20 protein-coding genes and 8 pseudogenes are annotated in these 26357 nt (G+C 42.3%); 9 read left to right on the forward strand and 19 right to left on the reverse strand.

Going from position 1 to position 26357, the window contains the following annotated elements:
• Positions 1-226: 226 nt before the first annotated feature.
• The 5 genes and pseudogenes from Q0852_RS17195 to Q0852_RS17215 all read right to left on the reverse strand — a co-directional run.
• Positions 227-919 (reverse strand): spondin domain-containing protein, encoded by a 693-nt coding sequence (locus Q0852_RS17195; protein ID WP_299020007.1) that lies wholly within the window; start codon positions 917-919, stop codon positions 227-229.
• Positions 920-1175: 256 nt separating this feature from the next.
• Positions 1176-2195: a patatin-like phospholipase family protein gene (locus Q0852_RS17200; protein ID WP_299020009.1), complete on the reverse strand. Its 1020-nt coding sequence runs from the start codon at positions 2193-2195 to the stop codon at positions 1176-1178.
• Positions 2196-2851: 656 nt separating this feature from the next.
• Positions 2852-3064: pseudogene (locus tag Q0852_RS17205) on the reverse strand (IS1 family transposase); the annotation flags it as partial.
• A gap of 73 nt (positions 3065-3137) precedes the next feature.
• Positions 3138-3569: pseudogene (tnpA, locus tag Q0852_RS17210) on the reverse strand (IS200/IS605 family transposase).
• 107 nt (positions 3570-3676) lie between these two features.
• Positions 3677-4113 (reverse strand): annotated as a pseudogene (locus Q0852_RS17215) (IS1 family transposase); the annotation flags it as partial.
• Between the two features lie 78 nt (positions 4114-4191).
• Between Q0852_RS17215 and Q0852_RS17220 the strand changes: the two are divergent.
• Positions 4192-4687, forward strand: a pseudogene (locus tag Q0852_RS17220) (IS6 family transposase); the annotation flags it as partial.
• A gap of 38 nt (positions 4688-4725) precedes the next feature.
• On the opposite strand, the gene Q0852_RS17225 reads toward Q0852_RS17220, so the two are convergent.
• From Q0852_RS17225 to Q0852_RS17275, 11 genes and pseudogenes are all read right to left on the reverse strand, one after another.
• The gene (locus Q0852_RS17225) at positions 4726-6279 is read right to left on the reverse strand and encodes an IS66 family transposase (RefSeq protein ID WP_299020011.1); all 1554 of its coding nucleotides are present in this window, start codon (positions 6277-6279) and stop codon (positions 4726-4728) included.
• 159 nt (positions 6280-6438) lie between these two features.
• The gene (gene tnpB, locus Q0852_RS17230; protein WP_299020014.1) at positions 6439-6693 is read right to left on the reverse strand and encodes an IS66 family insertion sequence element accessory protein TnpB; all 255 of its coding nucleotides are present in this window, start codon (positions 6691-6693) and stop codon (positions 6439-6441) included.
• 568 nt (positions 6694-7261) lie between these two features.
• Positions 7262-9640, reverse strand: a complete 2379-nt coding sequence (locus Q0852_RS17235) for a zinc dependent phospholipase C family protein (protein WP_299020016.1) — start codon at positions 9638-9640, stop codon at positions 7262-7264.
• A gap of 286 nt (positions 9641-9926) precedes the next feature.
• Positions 9927-10358, reverse strand: a pseudogene (tnpA, locus tag Q0852_RS17240) (IS200/IS605 family transposase).
• Between the two features lie 475 nt (positions 10359-10833).
• Positions 10834-11251: pseudogene (gene tnpA / locus Q0852_RS17245) on the reverse strand (IS200/IS605 family transposase).
• Positions 11252-11861: 610 nt separating this feature from the next.
• Entirely contained in the window at positions 11862-12959 is a 1098-nt protein-coding gene (locus Q0852_RS17250) for a hypothetical protein (RefSeq protein ID WP_299020018.1), read from the reverse strand.
• A gap of 301 nt (positions 12960-13260) precedes the next feature.
• Positions 13261-13611 (reverse strand): hypothetical protein, encoded by a 351-nt coding sequence (locus tag Q0852_RS17255; RefSeq protein ID WP_299020020.1) that lies wholly within the window; start codon positions 13609-13611, stop codon positions 13261-13263.
• 305 nt (positions 13612-13916) lie between these two features.
• Positions 13917-14348, reverse strand: a pseudogene (gene tnpA, locus Q0852_RS17260) (IS200/IS605 family transposase).
• Between the two features lie 254 nt (positions 14349-14602).
• Positions 14603-14944: a hypothetical protein gene (locus Q0852_RS17265; RefSeq protein ID WP_299020022.1), complete on the reverse strand. Its 342-nt coding sequence runs from the start codon at positions 14942-14944 to the stop codon at positions 14603-14605.
• A gap of 304 nt (positions 14945-15248) precedes the next feature.
• A pseudogene (tnpA, locus tag Q0852_RS17270) lies at positions 15249-15648 on the reverse strand (IS200/IS605 family transposase).
• A 114-nt stretch (positions 15649-15762) separates the two neighbouring features.
• Positions 15763-16074: a hypothetical protein gene (locus tag Q0852_RS17275; RefSeq protein WP_299020024.1), complete on the reverse strand. Its 312-nt coding sequence runs from the start codon at positions 16072-16074 to the stop codon at positions 15763-15765.
• Positions 16075-16939: 865 nt separating this feature from the next.
• On the opposite strand from Q0852_RS17275, the gene sbcB reads away from it, so the two are divergent.
• The 6 genes from sbcB (at position 16940) to Q0852_RS17305 (ending at position 22383) form a co-directional block, all read left to right on the forward strand.
• A complete protein-coding gene (gene sbcB / locus Q0852_RS17280) occupies positions 16940-18364 on the forward strand; it encodes an exodeoxyribonuclease I (protein WP_299020026.1) in 1425 nt (474 codons plus the stop codon).
• Between the two features lie 278 nt (positions 18365-18642).
• Positions 18643-19164 (forward strand): hypothetical protein, encoded by a 522-nt coding sequence (locus Q0852_RS17285; RefSeq protein ID WP_299020027.1) that lies wholly within the window; start codon positions 18643-18645, stop codon positions 19162-19164.
• A gap of 91 nt (positions 19165-19255) precedes the next feature.
• Positions 19256-19597: a CidA/LrgA family protein gene (locus Q0852_RS17290; protein ID WP_299020029.1), complete on the forward strand. Its 342-nt coding sequence runs from the start codon at positions 19256-19258 to the stop codon at positions 19595-19597.
• The gene (locus Q0852_RS17295; RefSeq protein ID WP_299020141.1) at positions 19597-20274 is read left to right on the forward strand and encodes a CidB/LrgB family autolysis modulator; all 678 of its coding nucleotides are present in this window, start codon (positions 19597-19599) and stop codon (positions 20272-20274) included. Before Q0852_RS17290 ends, Q0852_RS17295 begins: the two co-directional genes overlap by 1 nt.
• A 205-nt stretch (positions 20275-20479) precedes the next feature.
• Positions 20480-21367 carry a cytidine deaminase gene (gene cdd / locus Q0852_RS17300; RefSeq protein WP_299020031.1) on the forward strand — a complete coding sequence of 296 codons (888 nt, stop codon included), beginning with the start codon at positions 20480-20482 and terminating at the stop codon, positions 21365-21367.
• Between the two features lie 131 nt (positions 21368-21498).
• Positions 21499-22383 (forward strand): DMT family transporter, encoded by an 885-nt coding sequence (locus Q0852_RS17305; protein WP_299020033.1) that lies wholly within the window; start codon positions 21499-21501, stop codon positions 22381-22383.
• Between the two features lie 137 nt (positions 22384-22520).
• Here Q0852_RS17305 and Q0852_RS17310 read toward each other — a convergent pair whose 3' ends face one another.
• Entirely contained in the window at positions 22521-22928 is a 408-nt protein-coding gene (locus Q0852_RS17310; protein ID WP_299020035.1) for a hypothetical protein, read from the reverse strand.
• 255 nt (positions 22929-23183) lie between these two features.
• On the opposite strand from Q0852_RS17310, the gene purT reads away from it, so the two are divergent.
• Positions 23184-24359, forward strand: coding sequence for a formate-dependent phosphoribosylglycinamide formyltransferase (purT, locus tag Q0852_RS17315; protein WP_299020037.1), 1176 nt, complete (start codon positions 23184-23186; stop codon positions 24357-24359).
• Between the two features lie 150 nt (positions 24360-24509).
• Here purT and Q0852_RS17320 read toward each other — a convergent pair whose 3' ends face one another.
• Both Q0852_RS17320 and Q0852_RS17325 read right to left on the reverse strand, forming a co-directional pair.
• The gene (locus Q0852_RS17320; protein WP_299020039.1) at positions 24510-25160 is read right to left on the reverse strand and encodes a thiopurine S-methyltransferase; all 651 of its coding nucleotides are present in this window, start codon (positions 25158-25160) and stop codon (positions 24510-24512) included.
• A 260-nt stretch (positions 25161-25420) separates the two neighbouring features.
• Positions 25421-25714 carry a hypothetical protein gene (locus Q0852_RS17325; protein ID WP_007461536.1) on the reverse strand — a complete coding sequence of 98 codons (294 nt, stop codon included), beginning with the start codon at positions 25712-25714 and terminating at the stop codon, positions 25421-25423.
• 234 nt (positions 25715-25948) lie between these two features.
• On the opposite strand from Q0852_RS17325, the gene Q0852_RS17330 reads away from it, so the two are divergent.
• Positions 25949-26347, forward strand: a complete 399-nt coding sequence (locus tag Q0852_RS17330; protein ID WP_299020050.1) for a nitrous oxide-stimulated promoter family protein — start codon at positions 25949-25951, stop codon at positions 26345-26347.
• Positions 26348-26357 lie beyond the last annotated feature (10 nt).

Raw genomic sequence — 26357 nt, forward strand, 5'->3', positions numbered from 1 at the left:
CTAAAAGCATAGTAAAAACAGTGGTTTTTACTATTTTAATTTTCTATTTTACGGTGTATTTCGCAGATTCACAGGCAAGATCGTTACAATATCCAGTCCGTTTAATTCATCAAGCAGCCAAGGTAACTCCCTTCAAAATAGTTAAAACTGCTTGATGAATTAGTTAAGGATTAATTGAAAGTTCGGGCTCAGTTACGTTCAAGAACCAGAAGCTATTTCCTATATCTCAATTGATTTTTTTCAATTTAAAAGTGCCAATAGACAATGATGTTAAAAAGTGAAATCCACTTTCAAAGTCAGCATCAGCTCTTGCTGTTGTTAGCTTAGTGATCGGACTTCGAGGGTTTGTCGCTAAATTAGCTGAAGTAAAAGTAACCCCGCTGTCACTCCCTGCATCATAAGATGTAAGTTGAATCTCTATTTCTTCAACCCATTGACCATCAACAAATAAAGGTATGTTACTTACCCCAGTAAACCAGTCTGGGCTCGGAGCAATCATGGTAACAACTGAAACTAAAGGGTGATCTTGCGAGATATCAAATATGACAGATACCGATGTCAAACCTGCAGGTATCCCTTGCCCATCAATGGTTGAACCTGAATTCCCTTGGTTCTGCATATCTTCAATGTCTGATTTTAATAATCCTTTTGATCCGGTCTCAGCCATACTAACTATTCCATTCGAAGCTAAAGCTCCCACTTCAAATATTTTGACTGTACTGTTATGAGTTAACCCAATTAAGCCGGAAAAGTGCCTATTACTCGGAAAGTTCGTACTAAAATTAGTGACTGACCAATTTGTCTTAAATTCCAACTCGTATGAAACTGTTGATTCAGTTGAACCTGATGAGCTGCCACCACCACAAGCACTCAACGATATAACAACTAAATTTAAAGCAAGAAATTCAAATACTTTCATTTGACTTCACCTTTAATTCAACACACCACTAAAAAGACCCGAAAAGGTTCATTTAATTTCACTTTTATATCCGGCATAACGTTACTGGCTAACTAACCATATGAATAAGTTTGAATTCTTCTTATGTAACAGTTAACGGATGAAATAGTGATGAGGAATTTTGGGATAGCTCTTTGTTATCATGATGCCGGTGCTAAGAGAACACGACATGGATGCACTGCCTTGCACAGTGCATCAATAGTAAAACTGACTATTCTCAAACAATAGGATTACCCGACATCGCATCGATCCGATCCATTGATGGCCCTTGGTAACCACCTAAAAGAAGAGCTACAGTTTGCTCACCGTACTTATCGAACCAAAAATCACCCAGCTCTTTTAAGCGCTTAATATTTTTGGGGCTAATATCATCCATTGCGTCATCTGGTGCATTTGGCAAACCTGGCTGCGGTTTTAACTCCGCATTTACTCGAATATAATTACCAGGACGAGTTATACTCATAGCCTGATAAGAAACTACCCGCTCATCTGTAAGAACATCTAAAATGCTCCCCTTTGTAAACCACTGCAGCGCTCCCCATTTACGTGATTCGGGACCATTTATTTTTCGAGTTCGATATCCTGTACCTAGTGATAGGACACGCATTTGCTCCATTGACAAATCATTCCAAGTCCTCATTGCCTCAGCTATTGCACACATAGTAGGATTATTAGCTGTTACACCACCATCGACTAACCAAAACTCTTCATTCTTACCACCAATATCCATATTCTTTGTGGGGAAGTAAGTAGGAGCAGCACTAGACGCATCTGCAACTTCGGAACATTTCAATTTACGGTGAAGAGGCTCTGTTGATTTGATAACTACAGGTTTACGTTTCTCAATTCCATAAGTAACTACAAGGACATGTTTATTATCTGGCACATCGCCGACTCTTGCATCTTTCAGGTTGGACTTAATAACCTTCGTTTTGCCACTCGCTTCGTATTTCGGGGCATTAATCCCATCCACCTCAAACAAACCTAGATTCTCTGAAAATATCTGCTTGGCATTCTTATAACTATAAAGCTTACTGATATCGCTCACAGATAAATCGGTGGTAGCTAAAGCTAAAGCAATTAAACCACCTGTGCTCGTGCCAGCATAGAAATCCACACAATTACGAATTGATGTATTGTGATCTTTATTTAACACATTTTCTATGTGATTCAAGAATTGCGCACTTGCAGCTCCGCGAATGCCACCACCATCAATTGACAGAACAAACTTTGACATATTTTCACTCCGTTGATTTATTAGATCCTTCAAAAAATATTTTCTCAGTTAGAAATGAACTCATTTCATTAGAAATAAAGGATAGTCAAGATGATATGCAACAGAGGGAACCTGATCACAGAACAGTAATGACGAATGGCTTTACTCCAGTAACCCGGCCAAATGTTTGAGTCCGGTGCAACCACAATTATTGAAGCAGATGGTGACACCGCGTAGTTTCAAGCGGATAAGGAGCAGAAAGGTGTACAATTACACTAACTACCCTACTGTCGATATCTCATATAGCATGAAATCAGACACCAATGCGACACCGTCACAATTAAAATCTGATGAAGAACCAAAGCATTGGTTTTGGCCTTTACCTTAGCTAAACGATCAATCATCTGAACACTTATCAGTCATCTGGAAGAACTGGATATGTTCCAGATCACCAGTAAAGCCACCCTTTACAAATGGCGCCAAACCCGCGGCCTCCCCAACCCGGTTACACTAATGCCACTAAGGTGGTTACGTTCCGCAGTTGAATACTGGAAAGATAGTGTTGGTGGGAGGGAAGCGGTCATAGGGACGCTTTTTGGTAAACTCAGCTTGTGTGATCGACGCAACCCAACCATGAACTGGAAATGCCAAGCGTTGAGAATCACTCCTTAAATGGGTCATGACACCAAAGCGTTGAAATAGTATCTTACAAGAAAAGTACCAATGACTTTGTCATGAATTTCTTCTGATTTTGAAAAGCAAATTGTTTTACGCATTAATCGTTTGAGACGTGTTCTTAGTGTGAGATTTTGTCGCTCTATCCATTGCGTATAAGACTTTCCTGTAATGTGTTTAGACTCTGGCAAGTAAGACTCATAAGGCGAAAAGTTAAATGACCTCCGGCAAAGCCGGAGGCTTATTAGATGACGCACTCAAAGGGCTAAAGTAAGCGCCCAAGGCGCATCAAACTCCAAACTTCAACTGATCACGGTGGCAGTCCTGCTCTTCTTGATTTCGGATGTACGCTCGTACCATTTTCTCATCAAGACCAACGGTTGAGACAAAATAGCCTCTCGCCCAAAACGCTTCACCCGTGAAATTCCTCTGTTTCCCTTTGAAATTTCTAGCTATCGAAATAGCACTTTTCCCTTTCATGTAGCCAACTACATGTGACGCTGACAACTTGGGTGGGATACTGAGGCACATATGTACATAATCTTTCATCAAATGCCCCTCTTCGATAACTACCCCTTCCCGTCGTGCTAACTAATGGAAAACATCACCAAGGTGCTTTCTAACCGCACCAAATACCACTTTCTGTCTTTTCTTGGGAATAAAGACAATATGGTATTTACAATCCCATCGCGTATGAGACAAACTTTTATAATCTCGCATAGGTTATTCCTTCTTACTCTTGGTCGAGTTCAGAAAGTACCTTTACCGCGGTAAAGGTAAAACCTATGCGAGTCTCCCCGGCATAGCCGGGGGTTTACCCATGATTAATTATCATTACAGAAAAAACGAATTTTGAAGGGTTTCAGTAATACCAATAGTTTTAACAATGAAGCTGATGTGCGCCGACCAAATACATACGCGACAACTCGTTTGAATCTTGGCTCCCATGCATACCATAACCAACGTTGATTACTCTTTTTCCCCACGAATGACCATTGCTTATCTACTTCACAGATAAGCTGAATGTGTCTGGAATAAAAGGGAATATTTGTCACTTACTTTGGTTTGAGTTTTTTAAAGTGCGAAGTACGGTATTAAGTCCAATGTTTAGTACTCTACTGATATCCCTTACACCTGAACCGTTCATCTCCATCGTTACAACCTGTTCTTTGATGCCTTCTTTATGGGCTGTGTAGATGTAGTCGAGTTGGAAGGGTTGGAAGGTTTTCTTACAGAAGCGGCATTGAACGTCAGTTTTAACCATAGAGAAAGGACCTAAATTTACATTATAGATCCATCATCCACGCTTTGACGTCATTACCGAAGTTTTCCACTCAATGTAAAAAAGCCTGTCGCGTCTTCGTGGCGGATGGATGAGACCTACATTAACGTCAAAGGATAATGAAAGTATTACTACCGGGCCGTTGATAAATATGGCAATGTCATTGATTTTTTTACTCTGTGATAACCGTGACGAGAAAGCAGCTCGCGCCTTTTTCAATAAGGCGATAGGTCATAACGGATTACCTGAAAAGGTGGTGATAGATAAGAGTGGTGCGAACGCGTTAGCGCTACACAATATCAACGTCAATCTCTGGTTGATGGGGAAAATGCTCAACCTGGTTGAAGTGCTTCAAGTTAAATATTTGAACAACATAGTCGAGCAAAGCCACCGGAAAGTGAAAGGCAAGATGCATCAGTGCCTGGAATGGAAATCAGAGGAAGGAGCAAGGGCCACACTCGCTGGCGTGGAGCTGTGGTCGATGTTCAAAAGTGAACAGCTCGACAACCCTGATGGTTTTTCTGCTTGGGATGAATTCTACGCGCTTGCAGCCTAACTGTATCGTATGCGCCCCATAAAACCACGGGGCGGTTATTAATGTGAAAAGTTCCAGGGGAACAATGCATTGATATCCGACTCTGGCTTGGCCAACGCCTTCATGCAATGTACCAGATAGTCATACACAACCAGGCCATTGGCTTTCACCGTTTCAATGATGCTGTAGAGGACAGCACTGGCATCAGCACCGCTTGGCGTATCAGCGAACAGCCAGTTTTTCCTGTCAATAACCAGTGATTTTATTGCACGTTCGGCGCGATTGTTGTCGATAGACAGGTGGCCATCTTCTACATAGCGTATTAACTTTGGCCATTGTCCTAACGTGTACTTAATCGCTTTGCCTAACTGCCCTGAGCCAATGACTTTTTGCTTGGTCAGCCATTGGTAGAGGTCATCCAGTGCCGGTTTGGCTCGCAGTTGTCTCTCGGCCAAGCGTTCTTCAACCGTGCATCCTTTCAGATTCGTCTCCAGCGCATAGAGCTTCTGGATTTTTGCCAGTACCACATCCGCTTTACCGATTTTACCTTTCCCTTGGACTTTCTTGGCATCCATGAACTTACGGCGGACATGTGCCATGCACCCCAGATGCTCAATCGTCTTTAAGGTGTCATAAGCCTGATAGCCATCGGTTTGCAGATAGCCGGTAAAGCCCCCCAGATAGTTAGCCGGGCACGTGCCAGCCCGACTATTTTGATAGTCGAACAACACGATATTTCTGCTCACTGGCGGTGAGGCTCCCGGAGAGTCGACCCCTGAGCAGTAGACCCACATATAACACTGCTTATCTTCCTTGAGTACATTAAGGGGAGTCTCGTCAACCTGGATAACAACTTGCTGTAGCAGCGTTTGCCTGATGGCTTGGTATAACGGCGTAAAGGCATCACTGACCAGCATTGTCCAGCGTGCCATGGTCGTGCGGATCAACGCGATACCGGCTTGCTCGAAGAGAGTTTCCTGTCGATACAGCGGCAAGGCGTATTGGTATTTACCCAGAATGATATTGGCCAGCAGGCTTTCAGTGGCAAAACTTTTGGGGATGAGGCTATCCGGTGCGGGCCTCTGTACTATGCTGACCTGCTCAGCCGTTTTTTCGCACTGGCGGCAGCCGTATTTCGGCCGCACATATTCCAGCACTTTCAATTGAGCGGGGATGAACTCAAGCTTTTCACTGACATCGTCACCGATTTTATGTAACTCGCCCTGACAACAAGAGCAGACTTTTTCATCAGCTTCCAGGTCAAGGACAATACGTTCACGTCGCAGGTCTTTCGGTAACGGTTTGCGTTTGCCGCGGCGTTTTACCGTCGGCTCAGAGGCAGAAGAAACACCCACTATTGGTGTATCAGCTTCACACTCTACTTCATTAAAGAGTTCGCCCTGAGCATCGTTATAAGGTTTCAGGGATTCCGCCCGTTTGGCAAACTGACGGTCGATAGCGAGCTTAAATTGCACAAGCAGGGATAGGTATTGTGCACTCAGAGATTGCCTTTCCTTTTCCCACTCCTCACGCTCAGCCAATAGCTTCTGCACCATGGCCTGAAGCTGGCTGATATCCTGGGTTGATGGGTCAAAATCGGCGGCTTTCTTCATGGAAGTATTGCACCCAAAATGGCGAAAAAAAACACCCATCACAAGCACCATTTATGTCACCTAATTGATTGTAAAATCGTGTATTTATACAGACTTGTGGCCGACTATTGTGAAGCCTGATAGCAACCGGTCTAGCTCGGATTGTGTCAGCGTTATGACCTAATTTTTCTCGCGTACTGGCCATTTGAATTTGTCTTTTTCGAGCCTTTTATACCACAGGGCAAAGCCAGTGGTGTCCCAGTACAGTATTTTGATTTTGTCGCGTTGTTTGTTGGTAAAGAGGAACAGTGCACCGGAGTCCAATGCCAATGTCGTTTCGCTTTCAACCAGCGCTGCCAGCCCGTTAATGGATTTGCGGAAGTCGACAAAGTGGCGGTAGAGATAAATGGCTGGCGGGTTTATCAGGCCTTTCATGAATTCAGCGCCCTCATTAGGTTTGCCAGGTACACTGGCGGCGTGCCCTGAGGGATACTCAGCTCAACCTCGTTGAACGACAGTGTCATGTTAGCTGGTACCGGTCTGGCTAAGTGATACTTGGTGATGCTCTCAACGACTTGCGCCCGAACAAAGCTGCTTTCGACATTCTCACTTGAACGCTTTATCAGGCTTCTTTTTGCAGAATACGTTGAGCAAGCTAACTGATGTTGTTTGCAAAACTCTTTCAGGGTCTGTGTGCTGTTTTAATACTCGAGGATCAGCATTTGCCATTCCTTGTCAGTTCGACGTTTCGACATTCACCATATCTCCGGTTCATTAAGGGAAATATGATGATAAGCGTGTTGAAAGGTTATTTGAATGTGGTGTTCATGGAGCGCTTACGCTTATTTATAACTTTGCGACAAAACAACAGGTCTATCATCACTGATAGACCTGTTAGTTTGTCATCGTTCGTCAAAACGGGTGATAATGCTAAGAATGGCTATTTATTTAACACCAAGATGGGACAGAACCTTTGTTAGCCATTGTTTGATATCAATATTCGCTAGTTCAACAAATTTGAAAGAATAGGAATAAGTAGAATAACAGTACAGGTTTTATTCTGAATGTTATCTGGGTATGGATACGCAACACATACTTCATAAGGGTATTCCGAACCTATTAGTTGTGACTTACCTATTGAAGACGGAGAATCAATCCCTGGTGACAACGGACCAATAAACAATTTTTTAAATAACTTATCTCTCATATCGCCTTTCCATGGAATAAAACCCAATTCTGACGAATAAGAGTAATCTACAGCAGGGTAAATATTCAAAGAATTTGGAATCGGTGGGGGTGTCGTCATCCACTGGTGATTTCCATCAATATTACCAAATGCCTGTGCAACCAAGTTATATATGTCGCCCATATATTGAGAGTAATCGGTTGAGCCAGATGCTATAGCTAATTCTTCAAAATCATACTTATCTAACAAAGCGAGCTTTGCGAGCACCACTGCATTATGAGCTACAGCATATTTCGAAGGATCAAATGTACCGGATGAAGTTAAGTGCATTTCAGCCTTAACTCTTTCTGCCATGTCCGGAATCATCACTAAGCCTTTAGCCGTACTAGAGTTCTCTTGCTTTGTAAAATACTGATTTAACGACGCATCATTTACACCTTCATCAAGTAATTCAATAATTTCCTGTACTTCTGCGGGAAGAATATCAACAATCTCTTCAGCCACCTCATCCTTTAATTTATTGACAAGCTTATCAATCAACTTATTTTGTAATTCAATTAAATCTGCGGTGCTAGGCAATCCAACCGTTGCGCCAAGTGATGTTGCTTCATCAATAATTAGGATAATATTTTCTATAGATTTTTTCAGCTCAGCCTGAGAATATCTAAACTCACAGCTAGAAATTACACTAGGCACACCGATGATTTGCATATGGTAGCAGTCAAACCAAGTCGTTATGGGTTCTAGCGCACTTTCTTTTGGGTTCATAGTATTAACTATGGATTGACTCGCAGCTTTCACATAGGCTGTCATTGCCAAATCAACATCACTTCTCCAACCACGTAAGATACTCTGAATTGGTGACACGTCGGCACCTATAACCTGTTGTAAATCAAGCAAAGCATTTGCGATATTATGAACTGAATCGACGGATCTTTTTACCTCAACTCTAACTTCTTTCGTTTTTTCGATTAAATCATTTTTTAAATTTAGAGCTTGGTTTTCTAAACTTTCAGCAGCTGATAAAATTGCATTATTGGATTTAATCACTAATTTCCGTGAAGCTTCACAAAGAAAGTCAGTAACTTTTTTCTTTTTAGGTAGCCCATTCCACCCTATAACAAGTATCGTATGCTGACAAATTGATTTAGGAACTACAGTCGTTACCTCTAACAATTTCCTACGCCATTCCTGATGCTTATTCAACCAGCTTTTCTCTGCTTTTTGCATTTTATCAACGGCTGATGACAAATGAGAAAACACTTGATCGTCATATTTATTTAATCGGCTGTATACTTTGTTAGAAAACTCCTGCACATCATCAGTACCTCGATTTAGCTCATCTATCACTTTTTGGGTTTCGTTAACAACCTGGCTTGCCTCATCTGTTGACAATTGAATATCAAAATAAGCTGCTACAACCTTGGTAACAGCAACATCAATATCATGCCAAATGCCATCTTCAGCTAAACGATCAACCCCTTTTCTGAACTCATAATACGCCGCCAAATGTGACGCAGTTGGCACCTTCCAGTATTCACGTTGAACCGAATCATTATATATTAACGAATCTCTTACGAAAGTGGCATATTGATCATCAAGGGTTATTTGCTGCCACGGCGCACCAATTGCCTGCCCAAGATAATTTTTTAATGGAGGCGTGTATTTACCAATATAGCTTTCTAACACAAAATGTCTTTGCTCTACCAGAGTTTCATCTTTAAGGTCAAATATGCCACCGGCATATTGATTGACATAGGTGTGAGCAAATACATCTGCTGCAGCATGTCCCAAATAACCATAGACAAAAGCTTTTGCACTGTCATTATACGAGGATTTTGATAATAAATATTCTAGCCAGTCATTCGTTTGCCAACCTATATTATTACCATTCTCATCTTTTACACCTGGATGTATAACAGTCTGACCAACAACCACATCAGGCAGAGCATCAGGTCCAATATTCCCCATGAGGAAGTCTGATTTATTCTTTAAAATAGCGTTTTTTACATTATCATTGATTGCTATTTGTACCTCTTTGTTATCGAGCTTAAAACTCAATTTTCCATCGTCTTCAAGATCATTGATAACCTGCTGGCCAACCCAAACGTGAGTATCTACTTTAAATGCATATGCTCTTGATGACATCAGATATAATATAGGTATAACAACTATTATAAATAATTTTCTAAACACATCGATTCCTTACATTTCTTAAATTTGTGATAAATATTGGGCTAACGCCGTTTACGTACTTTCATCTATCAAGATCGCCTAATAACACTCAATCAGATTACCGAATAACATCAATGGAGATCACTTTCAGGGCAAGATTACGAAGCCGCTTGCCCCGTAAGCACTTGCGACAGGTAGACATTGTAGTGGTCAACCATTTCCGGACAGTAAGTTAAATGACCTCCGGCAAAGCCGGAGGCTTATTAGATGACGCCCTCAAAGGGCTAAAGTAAGCGCCCAAGGCGCATCAAACTCCAAACTTCAACTGATCACGGTGGCAGTCCTGCTCTTCTTGATTTCGGATGTACGCTCGTACCATTTTCTCATCAAGACCAACGGTTGAGACAAAATAGCCTCTCGCCCAAAACGCTTCACCCGTGAAATTCCTCTGTTTCCCTTTGAAGTTTCTAGCTATCGAAATAGCACTTTTCCCTTTCATGTAGCCAACTACATGTGACGCTGACAACTTGGGTGGGATACTGAGGCACATATGTACATAATCTTTCATCAAATGCCCCTCTTCGATAACTACCCCTTCCCGTCGTGCTAACTAATGGAAAACATCACCAAGGTGCTTTCTAACCGCACCAAATACCACTTTCTGTCTTTTCTTGGGAATAAAGACAATATGGTATTTACAATCCCATCGCGTATGAGACAAACTTTTATAATCTCGCATAGGTTATTCCTTCTTACTCTTGGTCGAGTTCAGAAAGTACCTTTACCGCGGTAAAGGTAAAACCTATGCGAGTCTCCCCGGCATAGCCGGGGGTTTACCCATGATTAATTAGACTTGAAAATTCGAGTGCTTTTTGTCCGCTTGAGCGCCTTACTAGCTGGCACCTTACCGAAGCTTTGTGACTCTTCTATAAACGCTATCACTTGAATCCCATGACTCGCAATTACCAATATCGTTATTAGAACTATATCCTTGTGCTGCCCTTGGGTCACAGACAGCACAGGGATATAATGCCTTAGAGTACGGCATCCACGTTTGTTTAAAATCAATATTAATAATATTCTTGGTAAGAAACATTCTTTTAATTAATGATTTATGGTTTTGTGGGCTTGTTGCAAAAAATTCAGCCTAGGCTCAGAATTCGGCGATGGCTTGCCCTCTTAGAAGGCAAGCAGCTATCCCCAATTTCACACCATTAAAATTCCAGCTCTTCTTGCTGCTTTTCAAGCTTTTCCGGATACTTCACGTATTTCCTTGTCATTTCTGAGTCGACTCCAACTATAGCCCTTTGCCCCAAAATGATTGCCCCAATAAGGCTTCTTCCGTAAATATGGAAACTGCTTGAAAATCCGAATGACTGTACGACCTTTAACCACTCCTAATAAATCAGATATCGATCTCTTCGGTGGTACTTTTACCAATAGATGAACGTGATCAGACTGAACATTCAGCTCGACTATTTGACAATCTAACCTACCGCAATATATCTGAATGCAATTGTACACTTCACTTGCAACTGCTTCAGTTAGTACGCAATAACGATATTTGGGCACCCAAACAATATGGTATTGGCAATGCCACAAAACGTACGATAATTTCTCAAATCTACTCATGTTATTGTTCCTTTCTCTGTTGTGGGGACAACAAGAAAAGTCATAACATGAGTGGATACTCCAGGCCTAGCCTGGAGCTGATTACCACGCCCACAGGACGTGGATTTTAGTTTTTATCTGAAATCAGGTTAACGTAACACCGTCACACTTAAAATCTAAAGATAAACATGAGTAATCATCCGAAGAATCACAACCAGTACCAGCCTTAGATGAGCAGTCATCACCTCAACTGATCAGCCATAAGGAAGTACTGAATATGTTCCTGATCATAAGTAAAGCCACCATTTACAAATGACACCAAACCCGCAGCTTTCCCAACCCAGTCACACTGATGCCGCTTCGGTGGTTGAGATCTACGGTTGAAGAATGGAAAGAAGGGATCGGTGGGTGTGGGAAGTGATCGAGGGAAGCGGCCGTTGGGCCGCTTTTGTAACACCTAATCGTTGAAAATCACTCTCAAACCGCATGTTATATTTGCGTGACAATTAACCACATAACAAAATATAACACCTACAACAAACTATGCTCCACTGACTAGTGGAGCATACCGAGCTTCATATCAAAACCGCCGAGTATCAACACATCGATTTATACGATTATTATGTTCACATCACAAGTATAATGTTAACACAGGAATCAGCTCTGCAATGGCAGTTCCATGAATTTTGGACTTAGAGAAATGGTAAGCAACTAGTCCATCTTTATCAAGATTCAACTTATCTTTAATTGCATCATTAATAGCCTTCTCTTGTTGATATAAAACACGATCGGTTTTTTTATCTAGTTCAGAGTCTAAGAAGTATGTTGTAATTTCTGATAATACTTTGAATATAGCGTCATTAGTGAGGTCATCTGTCAATACCGTTGACGCAGCTAATGAAATCAAAGCACTTTCATTCATAAAAATAAAGTCCTCAATCGCACGGTCAAAGTGAAAAGCTGCTAGGTTAATACTCATATCAAACGCAGAGTTATTCATGTCAATAATATTAGAAATAGAGGTAATTAGCCCAATATCACTTACATCATAACCAATCTTAACATTAGAATCTCTTGCTACAAGTCTGAAAACAGGTTGTAAAACTAGAATATATTCATTAGGTGTTTCAATTACTTTGGCATTTGTTGTTAGCCCTGCAATTATATCAAACTGAACACTTCCGAAGAAATCCATATCAAAATGGTCTTTGTATGTTGCATACTTAGCGCACTTCCAAGGCTTCAATGGATTATGTGCTAAGCATATCCCTCTATTTTTTATATATCCATCACCATCACCGCTAGCACCTGCATTTAGATAAAATCGTCCAATATAAGGGTAAAAAATATCATCAACAGCTAAACCATCGTTATTAACGCTTATTGATGTGTCGCCATTTACACGTAAAAGAACATCAGTTTTAGTAACAAATGTTTTACTGCCAAATTGTTTTTTACCTGACCAATAATCCCGTTTAATTAAGGCATTATCACCAATATATGGAGATACCTCTGCTAGCTTCGATATCACCTTTTTCTTTATTTCATAACAAAGGCCTTTTTGTAGCCATGGTATTTTACTACAATCTTCTACGTTAAATTGTTGTACTTCTGATTCAACCAGATTGAAATGTTGAATCATGTCATTAACTGTATAGACTTCAGATTGACAATACCCAGATATAAAGAACAACATTATACTTAAGCAATGACTTATTTTTTTTACCATTAAAGACTCCAAATATTTGGGCAACGATACCCCGTCGGCCAACGCATCTCGAACAATCTTTTTTGGCATTAAACCTCAATTCCATACATTATCATAAATTGATGAATAGAAATACCTTTTTGAAATTAGTCTTGATTTTTAGCCATGCTCTCAGCCTCATGAAATCACTTACATTAAGTATATTTTAAAGAGCTAAGTATTAGGGGTAATTAAATTTATATTTAAATAATCCAACTCACCTTCCCGAAGCAGCTCGGTGAAAAACCATTAGATAAGTAGACCTACATATCCAATAGTTTATTTAGATTACAGGCAACTTTGAAACCTTTGCATGGATTAATTCTGGATAACCATGCTGATCACATGTTTCAACGTAGTAGTTCACTCTTTTTCCAGTGGTGAATGCTGTAAGGATAAGCGAATATAGTTCAGAAGAAACCTTGTTTGACTTTTTTAAGGCTATCATATCAGAGCGTTGGCAATTGCTTGGATTCACCATCTTTCCAAAGCGGAAATAGATTGTTCCGTCAACATTATTATTGGTGTGTGGATAGATCTCCAACACCTCAGTACCGCCACTCCATATGGCCGCACTTATACTTGAAGATGTCATTATTAAAAATAACACTGATATAACCTTCACTATTTTCAAAATATTTTTCCTCCTAATTTTGCAATATAACAAGTTATTATATAAAATAAGATTCTTCTAAGGCAAGTAGCAATTTCACAGTTCCTTATACATCAAAAGTATTCTAAAAAGTTAAACTTGAACAATGAAACGGAAAACAAGCGCCACATTACCTACATTTAAGACATATCGCCACCATCAGAACTAACACCCTGATAGACATTATTTATGTTATTTAATACCAACTCTAGTTAAATGACCTCCGGCAAAGCCGGAGGCTTATTAGATGACGCACTCAAAGGGCTAAAGTAAGCGCCCAAGGCGCATCAAACTCCAAACTTCAACTGATCACGGTGGCAGTCCTGCTCTTCTTGATTTCGGATGTACGCTCGTACCATTTCCTCATCAAGACCAACGGTTGAGACAAAATAGCCTCTCGCCCAAAACGCTTCACCCGTGAAATTCCTCTGTTTCCCTTTGAAATTTCTAGCTATCGAAATAGCACTTTTCCCTTTCATGTAGCCTACCACATGTGACACTGACAACTTGGGTGGGATACTGAGGCACATATGTACATGATCTTTCATCAAATGCCCCTCTTCAATAACTACCCCTTGCCGTCGTGCTAACTAATGGAAAACATCACCAAGGTGCTTTCTAACCGCACCAAATACCACTTTCTGTCTTTTCTTGGGAATAAAGACAATATGGTATTTACAATCCCATCGCGTATGAGACAAACTTTTATAATCTCGCATAGGTTATTCCTTCTTACTCTTGGTCGAGTTCAGAAAGTACCTTTACCGCGGTAAAGGTAAAACCTATGCGAGTCTCCCCGGCATAGCCGGGGGTTTACCCATGATTAATTAATTTTATATATGGTCCATACAGTCCATAATATCAAAATATACTTTTTTCTGACATTTTTGCCGCAAGCAATGAAGCCTATATTTGCAAGTCACTTTTCAAATATAGCTCGAGGCTGCAGAGTGGGTTGGATGACTTAGTTAAGTTACAAACCTGGATTATGAATCATAAAGTAATGAGGTTTTGGTGCTTTATAGTATGTAGGCAAGGAAGCGCAAGTACTTCCATCCTCAACTTGGTAGTGCACAGTCACATTAAGATTGTTTTTGACAGCTGTTGCCGCATACGATGCCCAAAGTGAGCAAGTAACGGTGTCTTCACCTTTTGTGTTACATATTCTAGTCCAACTATTATGCCATTCCCCTTTAATATTCACAGAACCCTCTTGGTCAATATATACATTTTTTATCTTTCCTGCGCAGTATAAATTTGTTGCGTTTGCAACACTTGATACTGATAAAAGCAAAAAGAACATGAAATACTTCATTTTTTACTCCGTTAAATATAGCACTTAAAATAAAATGAGACTTACTGAATCAACAAAACTCACGAACTCAACATCATAACCACCGACTAAATTAAGTGATTTTAACATTTCATGTGACTAATAATTCGACATTTCCAATAGGTACATAACTCGAGAAAATCGTGTATGCAGTTAAAGCCCGCCAATCTCAGGTCGTGATGCCAACTTGGTGATTTGAACTATAGTTTAGTTAAATTACCTCCGGCAAAGCCGGAGGCTTATTAGATGACGCTCTCAAAGGGCTTAAGTAAGCGCCCAAGGCGCATTAAACTCCAAACTTCAACTGGTCACGGTGGCAATCCTGCTCTTCTTGATCTCGGATATAAGCTCGTATCATTTCCTCATCAAGACCAACGGTAGAAACAAAGTAACCTCTTGCCCCAAACGCCTCACCTGTGAAGTTTCTGGCTATCGATATAGCATTTTTTCCTTTCATGTAACCAACTACATGTGAAAATGACAACTTGGGAGGAATACTGAGGCACATATGTACACAAATGCCCCTCTTCGATAACTATCCCTTGCCGTAGTGCTAGCTCATGAAAGACATCACCAAGATGCTTTCTAATCGCACAAAATATTACTTTCTGTCTTTTCTTGGGAATAAATACAATATGGTATTTACAAACCCATCGCGTATGAGACAAACTTTTATAATCTCGCATAGGTTATTCCTTCTTACTCTTGGTCGAGTTCAGAAAGTACCTTTACCGCAGTAAAGGTAAACCTATGCGAGTCTCCCCGGCATAGTCGGGGGTTGACCCATGATTAATTATTTATTACTCCACCCAAACTTCAGAAATATTCGGATACCCTCCACTACAACCCAAAAGAGCCAATCGAACTTTATTACCTGTAGCATAAGCAGTTAACAAAGCTGATATCATGTTTTTATGATATGCAGTTTCACCTTGTGACAAGTATATATAATCCGTGTTAGGGCAATTACCAGGATTGCTAGCATCTTGCTGTGTTATTAATATTCTATTTGACTGAATTCTAATTTTCTCAACTTTTCCTGCACTCCAACCATCATACGCTAAGACTTGAAAGCTAATAACGCTTAGAATAACTAGTAACACTTTTCTCACAATTAAATCACTCTTCAATCCAACAACATTCTATTCAGCTAAGAAAGTTAGCATATTTCCTTTATAACCGAAAATACAAAGAAGATTAACGCACCATGTCCATTGTTATTGTCATCGACTGACTTATTGCGCATCTTCAGCGCCGATATGAAAACATATGATATTCACTCTGTAAACAGCTAAACCGTGATCTGTGCCTAAATATCCTGTCATTTTTTTGCATGCAACTCATACCCTTCCCTCTTCTCTTCCAATCAATCGTGCTTGTTGTACACAGTCAGTACCCCATCACTCGTGGCCTAATTTTCTCTACTACGTGTGGCATTACCCAAGTTCTGAAGCTCTCGTTGAGAATGAGCGCCTGAAATCGTGAGTACGCCAGTGTTCTAGAGGAAAGCTGGATATAACGGTTGGCTGCTGCAATGCTGATTGGTTTAATGAGGTCTTGCCAAGGAAATAAGACACCGTCATAGGTTTCCATTACACCTTCTAAAATAGCCCGAACTTTGATCGGCGGAGGTCTGCTTAGTTCCTAGGGTACAGTGCGGATTTAGGTTGCTGGAAAAAAATAATCCGCAACCATCAGGCAATGGTCACTGATTGTAAATCCATAACTAATTTTTCCAAAATGGCATTCAGACATTTCTCTGTACGTTTTGAAGTAGCTCTTCATAGCGTTCTTCATTTAGATCGGTAAATTGTCGGCCATCTTTCTCACACTGGCGAGCACCATACTTAAAAGACAGCCCCCCCAGATTTACCAAGCGGCTGCTGAGTATCAACAGTTAAGATTCTGATCCCCCGTCCTCCCCATTCTTTGTTATCATGATGTCAGATAACAGTTTTCCCCTGTGTGAATATAAAAATGAGTAACAACCAAAACCAGCCAACACTTTTCTGGTTAGACTACGAAACCTTTGGTGCCAATCCGGCGACTGACCGCCCTTGTCAGTTTGCGGGCGTGCGTACTGATATGGATTTAAACATCATCGGTGAGCCTCTGGTCATCTACTGTAAGCCGCCGATTGACTACCTGCCTTCACCGGAAGCCTGTTTAATTACGGGGATTACCCCGCAGGAAGCCCACGAGAAAGGTTTATCTGAACCGGAGTTTATTGCCCGCATTCACGAAGAGCTGTCTAAGCCGAATACTTGCGTGATTGGCTATAACAATGTTCGCTTCGATGATGAAGTTACCCGTAACACCCTATACCGTAACTTCTATGACCCGTATGCATGGAGCTGGCAGAACAGTAACTCGCGTTGGGACTTGCTGGATATTATGCGTACCTGCTATGCATTGCGCCCAGAGGGAATCAACTGGCCAAATAACGAAGAGGGGCTGCCAAGCTTCAAACTTGAGCACCTCTCTGTTGCCAACGGTATTGAACACGCCAATGCGCACGATGCGATGGCTGATGTTTACGCAACTATCGAGTTGGCAAAACTGCTTAAACAAAATCAACCTAAGCTGTTCAACTACCTGTTCAGCCTGCGTCACAAACGCAAGTTGCAGGAGCTGATTGATATTGTCGAGCTAACACCGCTTGTACACGTATCAGGGATGTTTGGTGTTGAATGTGGTAACACCAGCTGGATTGTGCCGATGGCGTGGCACCCGAGCAACAAGAACGCCGTTATCACCGTAAACCTGGCGATGGACCCGACACCGCTTCTTGAGCTTGATGCCGACGAACTACGCGAAAGGCTTTACACCAAACGTGCTGATCTGGCTCCGGACGAACTGCCTGTTCCGGTTAAACTGGTGCACCTAAACAAGTGTCCGGTACTGGCTCCGGCGAAAACACTGAAGGCAGAAGATGCCGAACGTATTGGAATCGACCGCGAACAATGCCTCAAGCACCTGCAAATCCTGAAATCCCATCCGGAGGTCAGAGAGAAACTGCTTGCGCTGTACAACGTCGATCGTGAATTTGAGCCGCATAACAATGTCGATGCCATGCTATACGATGGCTTCTTCTCTAATGCCGATCGTTCAACGATTGATATCATTCGTGAAACCTCAGCAGACGAGCTACCAAAGCTGGAACTGAACGTTGATGATAAGCGTATCAAGCCACTATTGTTCCGCTATCGCGCGCGCAATTTCCCGATGACGCTGGATTTCAAAGAGCAGCAGCAATGGAAATACCACTGCCAGGATTACTTCGAATCTAACCTGCCAGCTTATATGGAAAACTTAGAATCTACTGCGCTGCTTCATCAATCTGATGAAAACAAGATGAAAATCCTTAAGGCAGTGTTCGATTACGTCAACAACCTTGTATAGAAAACTGGAAATTTAGCCGGCTTATCATTCCTGTTTCAGTGTCTGATAAGCATCAGTAAATATTGATGTATTTTTCAAGCCCTCTGGCACTCACTACCAGGGGGCTTTCTTTTGAGACATTATCCTCCCGTAACGGTTTGAACTTAGCGTTATTGCCAACAACACTTATAACTGTGGTGATAAATCAAGTATCAGATTTTATTCAATTCAGCTTGGCAAACAGACTCCATAAGCAAAAGAAATCATGTTGTATGCCTGTTAGAATTTAAGTGGTTGATATGACGACTAAAGCATTAACACGTTGCTATCGCTTTGAAAATGTGGACTTCGAGCCCGATCTACACTTGCTGGTATGGCGGGACAATACCGAAACGACACTGACAGTCCATGAATCTCGCTTATTAGAAATCCTCTGCTACTCTGCCGGAGAGGTTATTAGCCCCCAGTCACTCTATGACAAGACTTTCATCCAATTGGAATCATGCGAAGAGAGTGGCAATAATTGTGATCTCAATATCCTACTCAGATCTCTCAGTCGCAAGCTCGAATGTGGCAACGGCGATATGGCGATTCCCATTGAAGTGATCAGTCGGTACGGTTTTCGGGTACCGTTACCTGAAAAAACATGCCGATTAGTACATGACTCTGACAAGCAACCCAAGCTCAGCAACCAAACCACACGCAAACCCTATAAACGTTCTGTTGCCGAACACATTGTTAAACACAGCCTGATGCACAAATTTTCTGTACTGTTACTGGCCGCAGCCGGCATTGGAATACTGATCGTATCAAACCTCTAACACTGCAAATTTGAAAACAAATTTTGTGGACTGGATCACACAGAAACTATTTTGTATGATGAATGAGTCTCTTCACTAGGAATACAGGCTCATGGCGTATCTACGTTCCTTTTCTATCATCTTTCTTTGCCTGCTTGCAGGTAAGGCTTTCCAACATCTTACCGGCATAGCAATACCCGGCAGTATCATCGGTATGCTACTTCTGTTTTTCACTCTCGCTATCGGAGCTGTACCTCCTCGCTGGGCTAAAGAAGGCTGCAACCTGCTTATCCGTCACATGGCTTTGCTCTTTGTACCTGTCGGCGTCGGCCTTATCAATTATCTCGATTTAATCTCTGCCAACACCTTACCAATTTTATTCAGCACTATCGGCAGCAGTCTGGTCGTATTCATCGTTATCGGTTTAGCTACACATTACAAGGAAAAACAATGATCTGGCTGGTTACCACCCTAGTCGTCTTCTATGTATCCCGATTAGTTTCAAAACGCTTACAGCACCCAATTATCAATCCATTATTAATCTGCCTGCTGGTTATTATCCCTTTGCTGATGTGGCTGCATGTTCCATATGAGACCTATTTTGAACAAAATAAATGGCTGAACAGCCTGCTTGAACCTGCGGTAGTTGCACTTGCCTTCCCACTTTATGAACAGCTGACCCAAATCCGTCAGAAATGGAAAATCATCTTCACTACTTGTCTCACCGGAAGTGTGCTGTCGATGATCACAGGCTCATCTATTGCGTTAATGCTGGGTGCTGATCCACAACTAACCGCCAGTATCTTGCCAAAATCAGTAACGACACCGATTGCGATGGCTGTATCTGAGCAAATTGGCGGGGTACCGGCTATTGCGGCCATTATGGTAATCATTGCCGGGTTATTCGGTGCCGTATTAGGCTATCCGCTGTTTCGCGCCTTGGGCATTGAAGCTTCTATTGCTAAAGGATTAACGATAGGTACCGTCTCTCACGCCCTTGGAACGGCTAAAGCCGCGGAAGAAGATTTACAGGAAGGAGCATTCAGCTCATTGGCACTTGTGATCTGCGGCGTAATGACTTCGATTCTGGCTCCGGTGCTGTTTCCAGTAATTTTAATGGTATTTAGCTAAGTGCTCGAAAACACCGTCTGTGCCGGTAATCGAATACAATGTTAACTTATTGATAAATAAAGAGGTGAATTTCAAAATCTGTGTGACACCACTCTCATTTATGTAATAGCTGCAACAGCTATTACGTAAGTGTGATCAATATCACACATGAAATTCATCTCTAAGCCTACAATGTTTCTCCATACACAATACGGAGTGACAACTCATGCATACTAAAGTAATGGATGCTTTAGGCGCTTTACCATCTGATCTGGCAACTGCACTTAAGCCTGTTCTGGAAGATGCGAACTTTGATGCAACATTGAGCCCTGAAGTTTTCAACCAATTACTCGCTAAAACGCATATGACAGACAGTGAGTTACGTGTTGCTCTTCTCCCAGTTGCCGCAGCTTATTCCGTTGCTCCGATTTCTAATTTCTATGTTGGTGCAATTGTCCGGGGTGAAACGGGTCGTCTATATTTTGGTGCTAACATGGAATTTGTCGGCGCTTCGCTATCTCAAACCGTTCACGCAGAACAATCGGCCATCAGCCATGCTTGGGTGAAAGGCGAAACCGGTATTAAAGACATCACCATCAACTACAGCCCTTGCGGCCACTGTCGTCAGTTTATGAATGAACTGACAACGGCAAAAGAGCTAGTCGTCCAGTTACCGGAACGTGCAGCCAAAAAGCTTCAAGAATACCTTCCTGAATCATTCGGCCCGGCCGATCTGAATATCACTGATGCTCTTCTTACCAAGGTTAACCACGGCCTTAAAACAGAGGCAGCTGAAAAACTGGTTCAGGTTGCCTGCCAAGCAGCTAATACAGCTCACGCTCCTTATACCAAGAACTTCAGCGGTGTTGCACTGAAAGCTAAAGACGGTAAAACCTTCGTTGGTATGTATGCAGAAAATGCTGCATTCAACCCTAGCCTTCCACCGCTTCAGGTTGCACTAATCAACATGAACATGTCTGGTTACGCGCTATCTGAAATTGAAGAAGCTGCACTGGTTGAATGTTCAAACAGCACAATCAGCCATCTTGCTGATACGCAAAATACGCTTGAAGCCCTTAACCCGGATGTACCGCTAACGTATGTAGCTGCATAACGGCTCTACTTCAACAATATTGAATTGAAAACCGCCTGAGGGCGGTTTTTCTTTTTAAATCAGTTTCATCCTTATTCCGGCAAGAGTATGATGCTGTAAGTTTGTCTCAGTATTTAGTTTGTCAATTATTCATGTCCCATCAACATAATCCAATCCAGGGTGCCAGCTGGATGCTCACCGCAGGCCTTGCATTTGCCATTGTGAACAGCCTTGCCCAATACCTAAGCGTAATGCTTCATTTGCCATCGACGACAGTTGCTCTGTTCCAATACTTTATCGCCCTGATTGCTATATTCCCGTGGCTTAAAACGCTTGGGCTGCGCCATGCATTACAAACAAAGCATTTTGGTATGCACTGCCTGCGGGTATTTTTGTCTGTTATTGGTATTCAGCTCTGGCTATGGGCTCTCGCCTATCCTGTGCCAATCTGGCAGGGTATCGCGCTACTGATGACCTCTCCTTTATTTGCAACCATTGGTTCTGGTCTGTTTTTGAAAGAAAAAGTAGGTGCGGCCCGCTGGATTGCTACACTCGCAGGCTTTATCGGGGCGATGATCATTCTGGAGCCGTGGGCTGACGGATTTACCTGGGCAACATTGCTACCGGTGGGTGCCGCTTTCTTCTGGGCATGTTATTCACTGATGGTGAAGAAGATGTCGGTTCACGATTCACCAACAACGATGGTGGTATACCTGTTGCTGCTGATCACGCCGTTCAACATCTTCCTGGCTGCACCTGAATTGACGATTCCTAATCAGGGACTAACCTGGTTGCTACTGCTTGGTGCTGGTTTACTGACAGCACTGGCACAATGGGCTATTGCCAAGGCCTATGCTGTTGCAGATGCCTCATTCGTCCAGCCTTTCGACCATGCAAAACTGCCTTTGAACGTATTGGCTGGCTGGTTGGTGTTTGGTTGGGTTCCACCAGGTCGCCTTTGGCTTGGAGCGGCAATTATCATCACCTCAGTTGCTTTCATTACCCAATGGGAAAACCGAAAAAAGGCAACTGCTTAAATAAAAGCTAGAAGTTAGAAAGAATCTGACAACTTTACGATTTCCACCGCTGTAAACAGTGTCTCGGGGATGAAAAAGGCGAGGAACGATGTGTATAACACTCACTCCTCGCCTTTTCTATATCTATAAACTAATCGTTAGAATCGGTAACGGACACCCACCGCACCTTCAAGCTCTAAATCGACATCTTCAACGACATAAAGTGTCGGCCCAACTTCACCATATAGTTCTACCTTGTCTAATGGTACCTGAAAACCAACACCTGAGCGCACACCCAATTTATCGTCTTTATCATCGACATACTGCGCACCTACAAAAGTGTACATGCTATCAAGCTCAGGTTTGCTAACCAGTGTTCCCAAATTGAATGTCTTATCGACAGCGACGCCGAATTCATCAATACCCAGAGAGAAACGCAAATCATTTTGCTTATATTGAATTCCGCTCATTGGACTACCAAAAAAGACACCTGCGCTCTGCGAGGCTTGTGCCACCATTGAAACTGTCAGAGTTAGAGCTAATCCAAATAGTGTTTTTTTCATCATAGTGATACTGCTGATAACAAGTAATAGCCATAATTTAACTGGAAAAAACGCCAGGCTCGATAGTCGTAAGTCAATCATGACATAACTTTGACAAATCCTAAGCTGCAAACTAACAACACTTCGATATAACGTTTTCCGATACCTCTGTCCTAAGTCTTACAATAGTCTTTGAACAACAAAAGGCAAACGTTTGCTCGAGCATCTGAATCCTGTATGATCCGCATCAGTAATCAACACTCACCGTAAGGAAACTCGATGATAGGTTCAGCTACTCGCCCAGATGCAACCCGTATTCTATTACTCGGCTCCGGAGAGCTAGGAAAAGAAGTCGCGATAGAGTGCCAACGCTTAGGTCTTGAAGTAATCGCTGTTGATCGCTACGCAAATGCACCTGCCATGCAGGTAGCACACCGTAGTCATGTTATTAACATGCTTGATCCTGAAGCCTTGAAACAAGTTATCAAGCAAGAACAGCCACACTATGTAGTCCCGGAGATTGAAGCCATTGCCACTGATACACTCGTCGAGCTTGAAGCTGAAGGGGTGAATGTTATACCTACAGCCAATGCCGCCAAACTGACGATGAATCGCGAGGGTATCCGCCGGCTGGCAGCCGAAACTTTGAGAATACCAACCTCCCCTTACGAATTTTCAGACCAATATGATGATTTCGCGGCCTCTGTAGAGAGAATCGGTACACCGTGTGTCGTTAAACCTATTATGAGCTCCTCGGGTAAAGGTCAGAGTGTTATCAAATCACCAGCAGATATTGAATCTGCATGGCAGTATGCGCAAGAAGGTGGTCGCGCCGGCGCTGGCCGGGTTATTATTGAAGGATTTGTAGAGTTCGATTATGAAATCACGCTTTTGACTGTCAGGGCTATTGACGGTGTTCACTTCTGCGCACCAATTGGTCATCGCCAGCAAGACGGCGACTATCGTGAATCATGGCAACCTCAGGCAATGTCAGAAGCCGCACTAAAAGAAGCTCAGAGCGTTGCAGAGAAAGTTGTGAATGCCCTCGGCGGCTACGGTCTGTTTGGGGTCGAGCTGTTTGTTAAAGGCGACGAGGTATTATTCAGTGAGGTTTCACCACGTCCTCATGATACCGGGATGGTCACTCTGATATCACAGGACCAGTCTGAGTTTGCACTCCATGTACGTGCATTCCTTGGCTTACCCATTCACTCTATTACCCAGTATGGCCCTTCGGCATCGGCGGTTATCCTGCCGGACGGTATTTCAGATAATGTGCGTTTCGATCACCTTGCTGTTGCGCTGGCGCGTCCGCAAACTCAACTTCGTCTCTTTGCCAAGCCAGAAATCAACGGTCGCCGTCGCCTTGGTGTTGCCCTTGCCCGCCGCGATAATATCGTTGAAGCAATCAGTGATGCCATTGATACCGCATCAGATGTAAAAGTGATGCTTTGACACATTACACCTGCCAACACATTGCACCCGTCACACTCAAACGTGACAGTGTCACCCAACTTAAAGTAAAACAATACGACATCAAACAAAAAGGAGCCTACGCTGGCTCCTTTTCTTTATGACGTTTATTTACCACTCGTTAAGCAAATACTATGAGCTAGCAAGCTCAATCAACCAGGCTTCTTCAGCAAATCGAGATAACCCACGCTGACGACGAGGGTGTGATTCATCTGCATCATCACGCTCCAGGGCGGTGATCTTACAGCCTTCAAACAGTTGCTCAACTTCTTCTTTGGATACACTAAACGGAGGACCATCCATTTCAGCCTGCGGATAATCCAGGGTGATCAGCAAAATACGGCCACCAGCCTTAACCAAAGACAATAAGCGATCAGCATACATCTGACGCATGGATTCTGGCATCGCAATCAGTGCAGCGCGATCATACACAACATCAACAGGTTCAATTTGCACGGCAAAAAAGTCACCACAATGAATTGTAATTTCATCCAGTTCATAAATCGCCTGACCATTCCCCAATGATATTACTGTCGGAATATAGAACATCTCGGAGAAAAATGCCCTGACCGCAATATCACTCAGCTCGATGCCGATGATTTTGTTATGTTTCTCGGCAAGCCAAGTCATATCAAGTGACTTGCCACACATAGGAACCAATACGGTATCTTCGCGCGCAGCATGCACAGCTGGCCAGTGCTTGGTCAGCATAGGATTAATATCATTGAGATGAAAACCAATACGGTTTTCGGCCCAACGGCTATGCCAAAATTCTGCATCCATTATCTTAAATCTCTTTTCTGACTTTATTCCTACCAAACTGAATAAATGTTTGATCAACCTATCCAGAAAGGTCTGTTTTTATAGTCCGGATATCTGACCATAGTTTAGAGCGCTGATCCAGATCTAATCTATAAACGCAAAAAAGGATGCCGAAGCATCCTTAGTCTAACAACCCCGCTTTATCAAAATAAAGCTAGGTTAAAAATATGTTCTTCAATTTTTCTTTATGAGAGTAATTGAACAAACGATATAAACAGTCCTTATGAAATGCGGAACAGTTTAATCGAATCACGGCGTACAGTTACACCGCGGAAAGTAACAGGTTCCAGCAACGTCATTAGCTGCTTAGAAACAAAAAACTTACCGCCGTAGCTACGATCACCACCACGATTTACCCAATCTGCAAATTCATCTGCCAAGCTGAACATAGAGTTTCCAACAAGCAGAACTAGGACTTTGGCGACTTCACTGTCATTCTGTTTATTAAACTCCGCGTCACGAACTTTTTTACGGTATTCGTCGACAATTCTTTCTAGGCACTCAAATCTGCTCATATACACCACCACAAAAAAAGAGGTGCGGATACTACTGCTCATACCCAATGAAATCAACCCATGATGGGGGATTTATTGAGATAAAAGTGGTTATTTTTTCATATTCATAACAACTTTCTGCAATTTTGTCATATAAATCACGATTTAGATCATGTTTTGACGTCTTTTTTATAGCTATATTTTAAATGTACGTTTGAGCAGTTTCAGTATGAATTGTGCTGTAGAGAAACCATTATGACCCATTCAGATAAGACAATTATTCTATTCGGCAGCCTCAACACCGAATTTCGGACTATCGAGGCGATGATAGAAATCTATTGCAAAGATCATCATAAAACCCCGACTCTCTGTAAGCAGTGTTCTGATTTCCTCGAGTATGCGTTTACCCGGTTAGACCGCTGTCCCTATGGCGAGGCAAAACCGACTTGTCGAGTTTGCCCTATCCACTGTTACAAAGCAGATTGCAAAGAACGGTCCCGGCAAATTATGCGCTATTCAGGACCAAAGATGTTGTTCAAGCATCCCATTCTAGCCGTTCGCCACTTGCTTGCAGAAAGACGTCCGATCCCGGAAAAACCTGCCGCAGGTGCATCTAACCGCCACAAACGAAAAGCACTTGCTTCTAAAAGCTAACGAGCTAATA

It is taken from the genome of uncultured Photobacterium sp. (assembly GCF_947502415.1).
In the GTDB taxonomy this organism is placed as follows: domain Bacteria; phylum Pseudomonadota; class Gammaproteobacteria; order Enterobacterales; family Vibrionaceae; genus Photobacterium.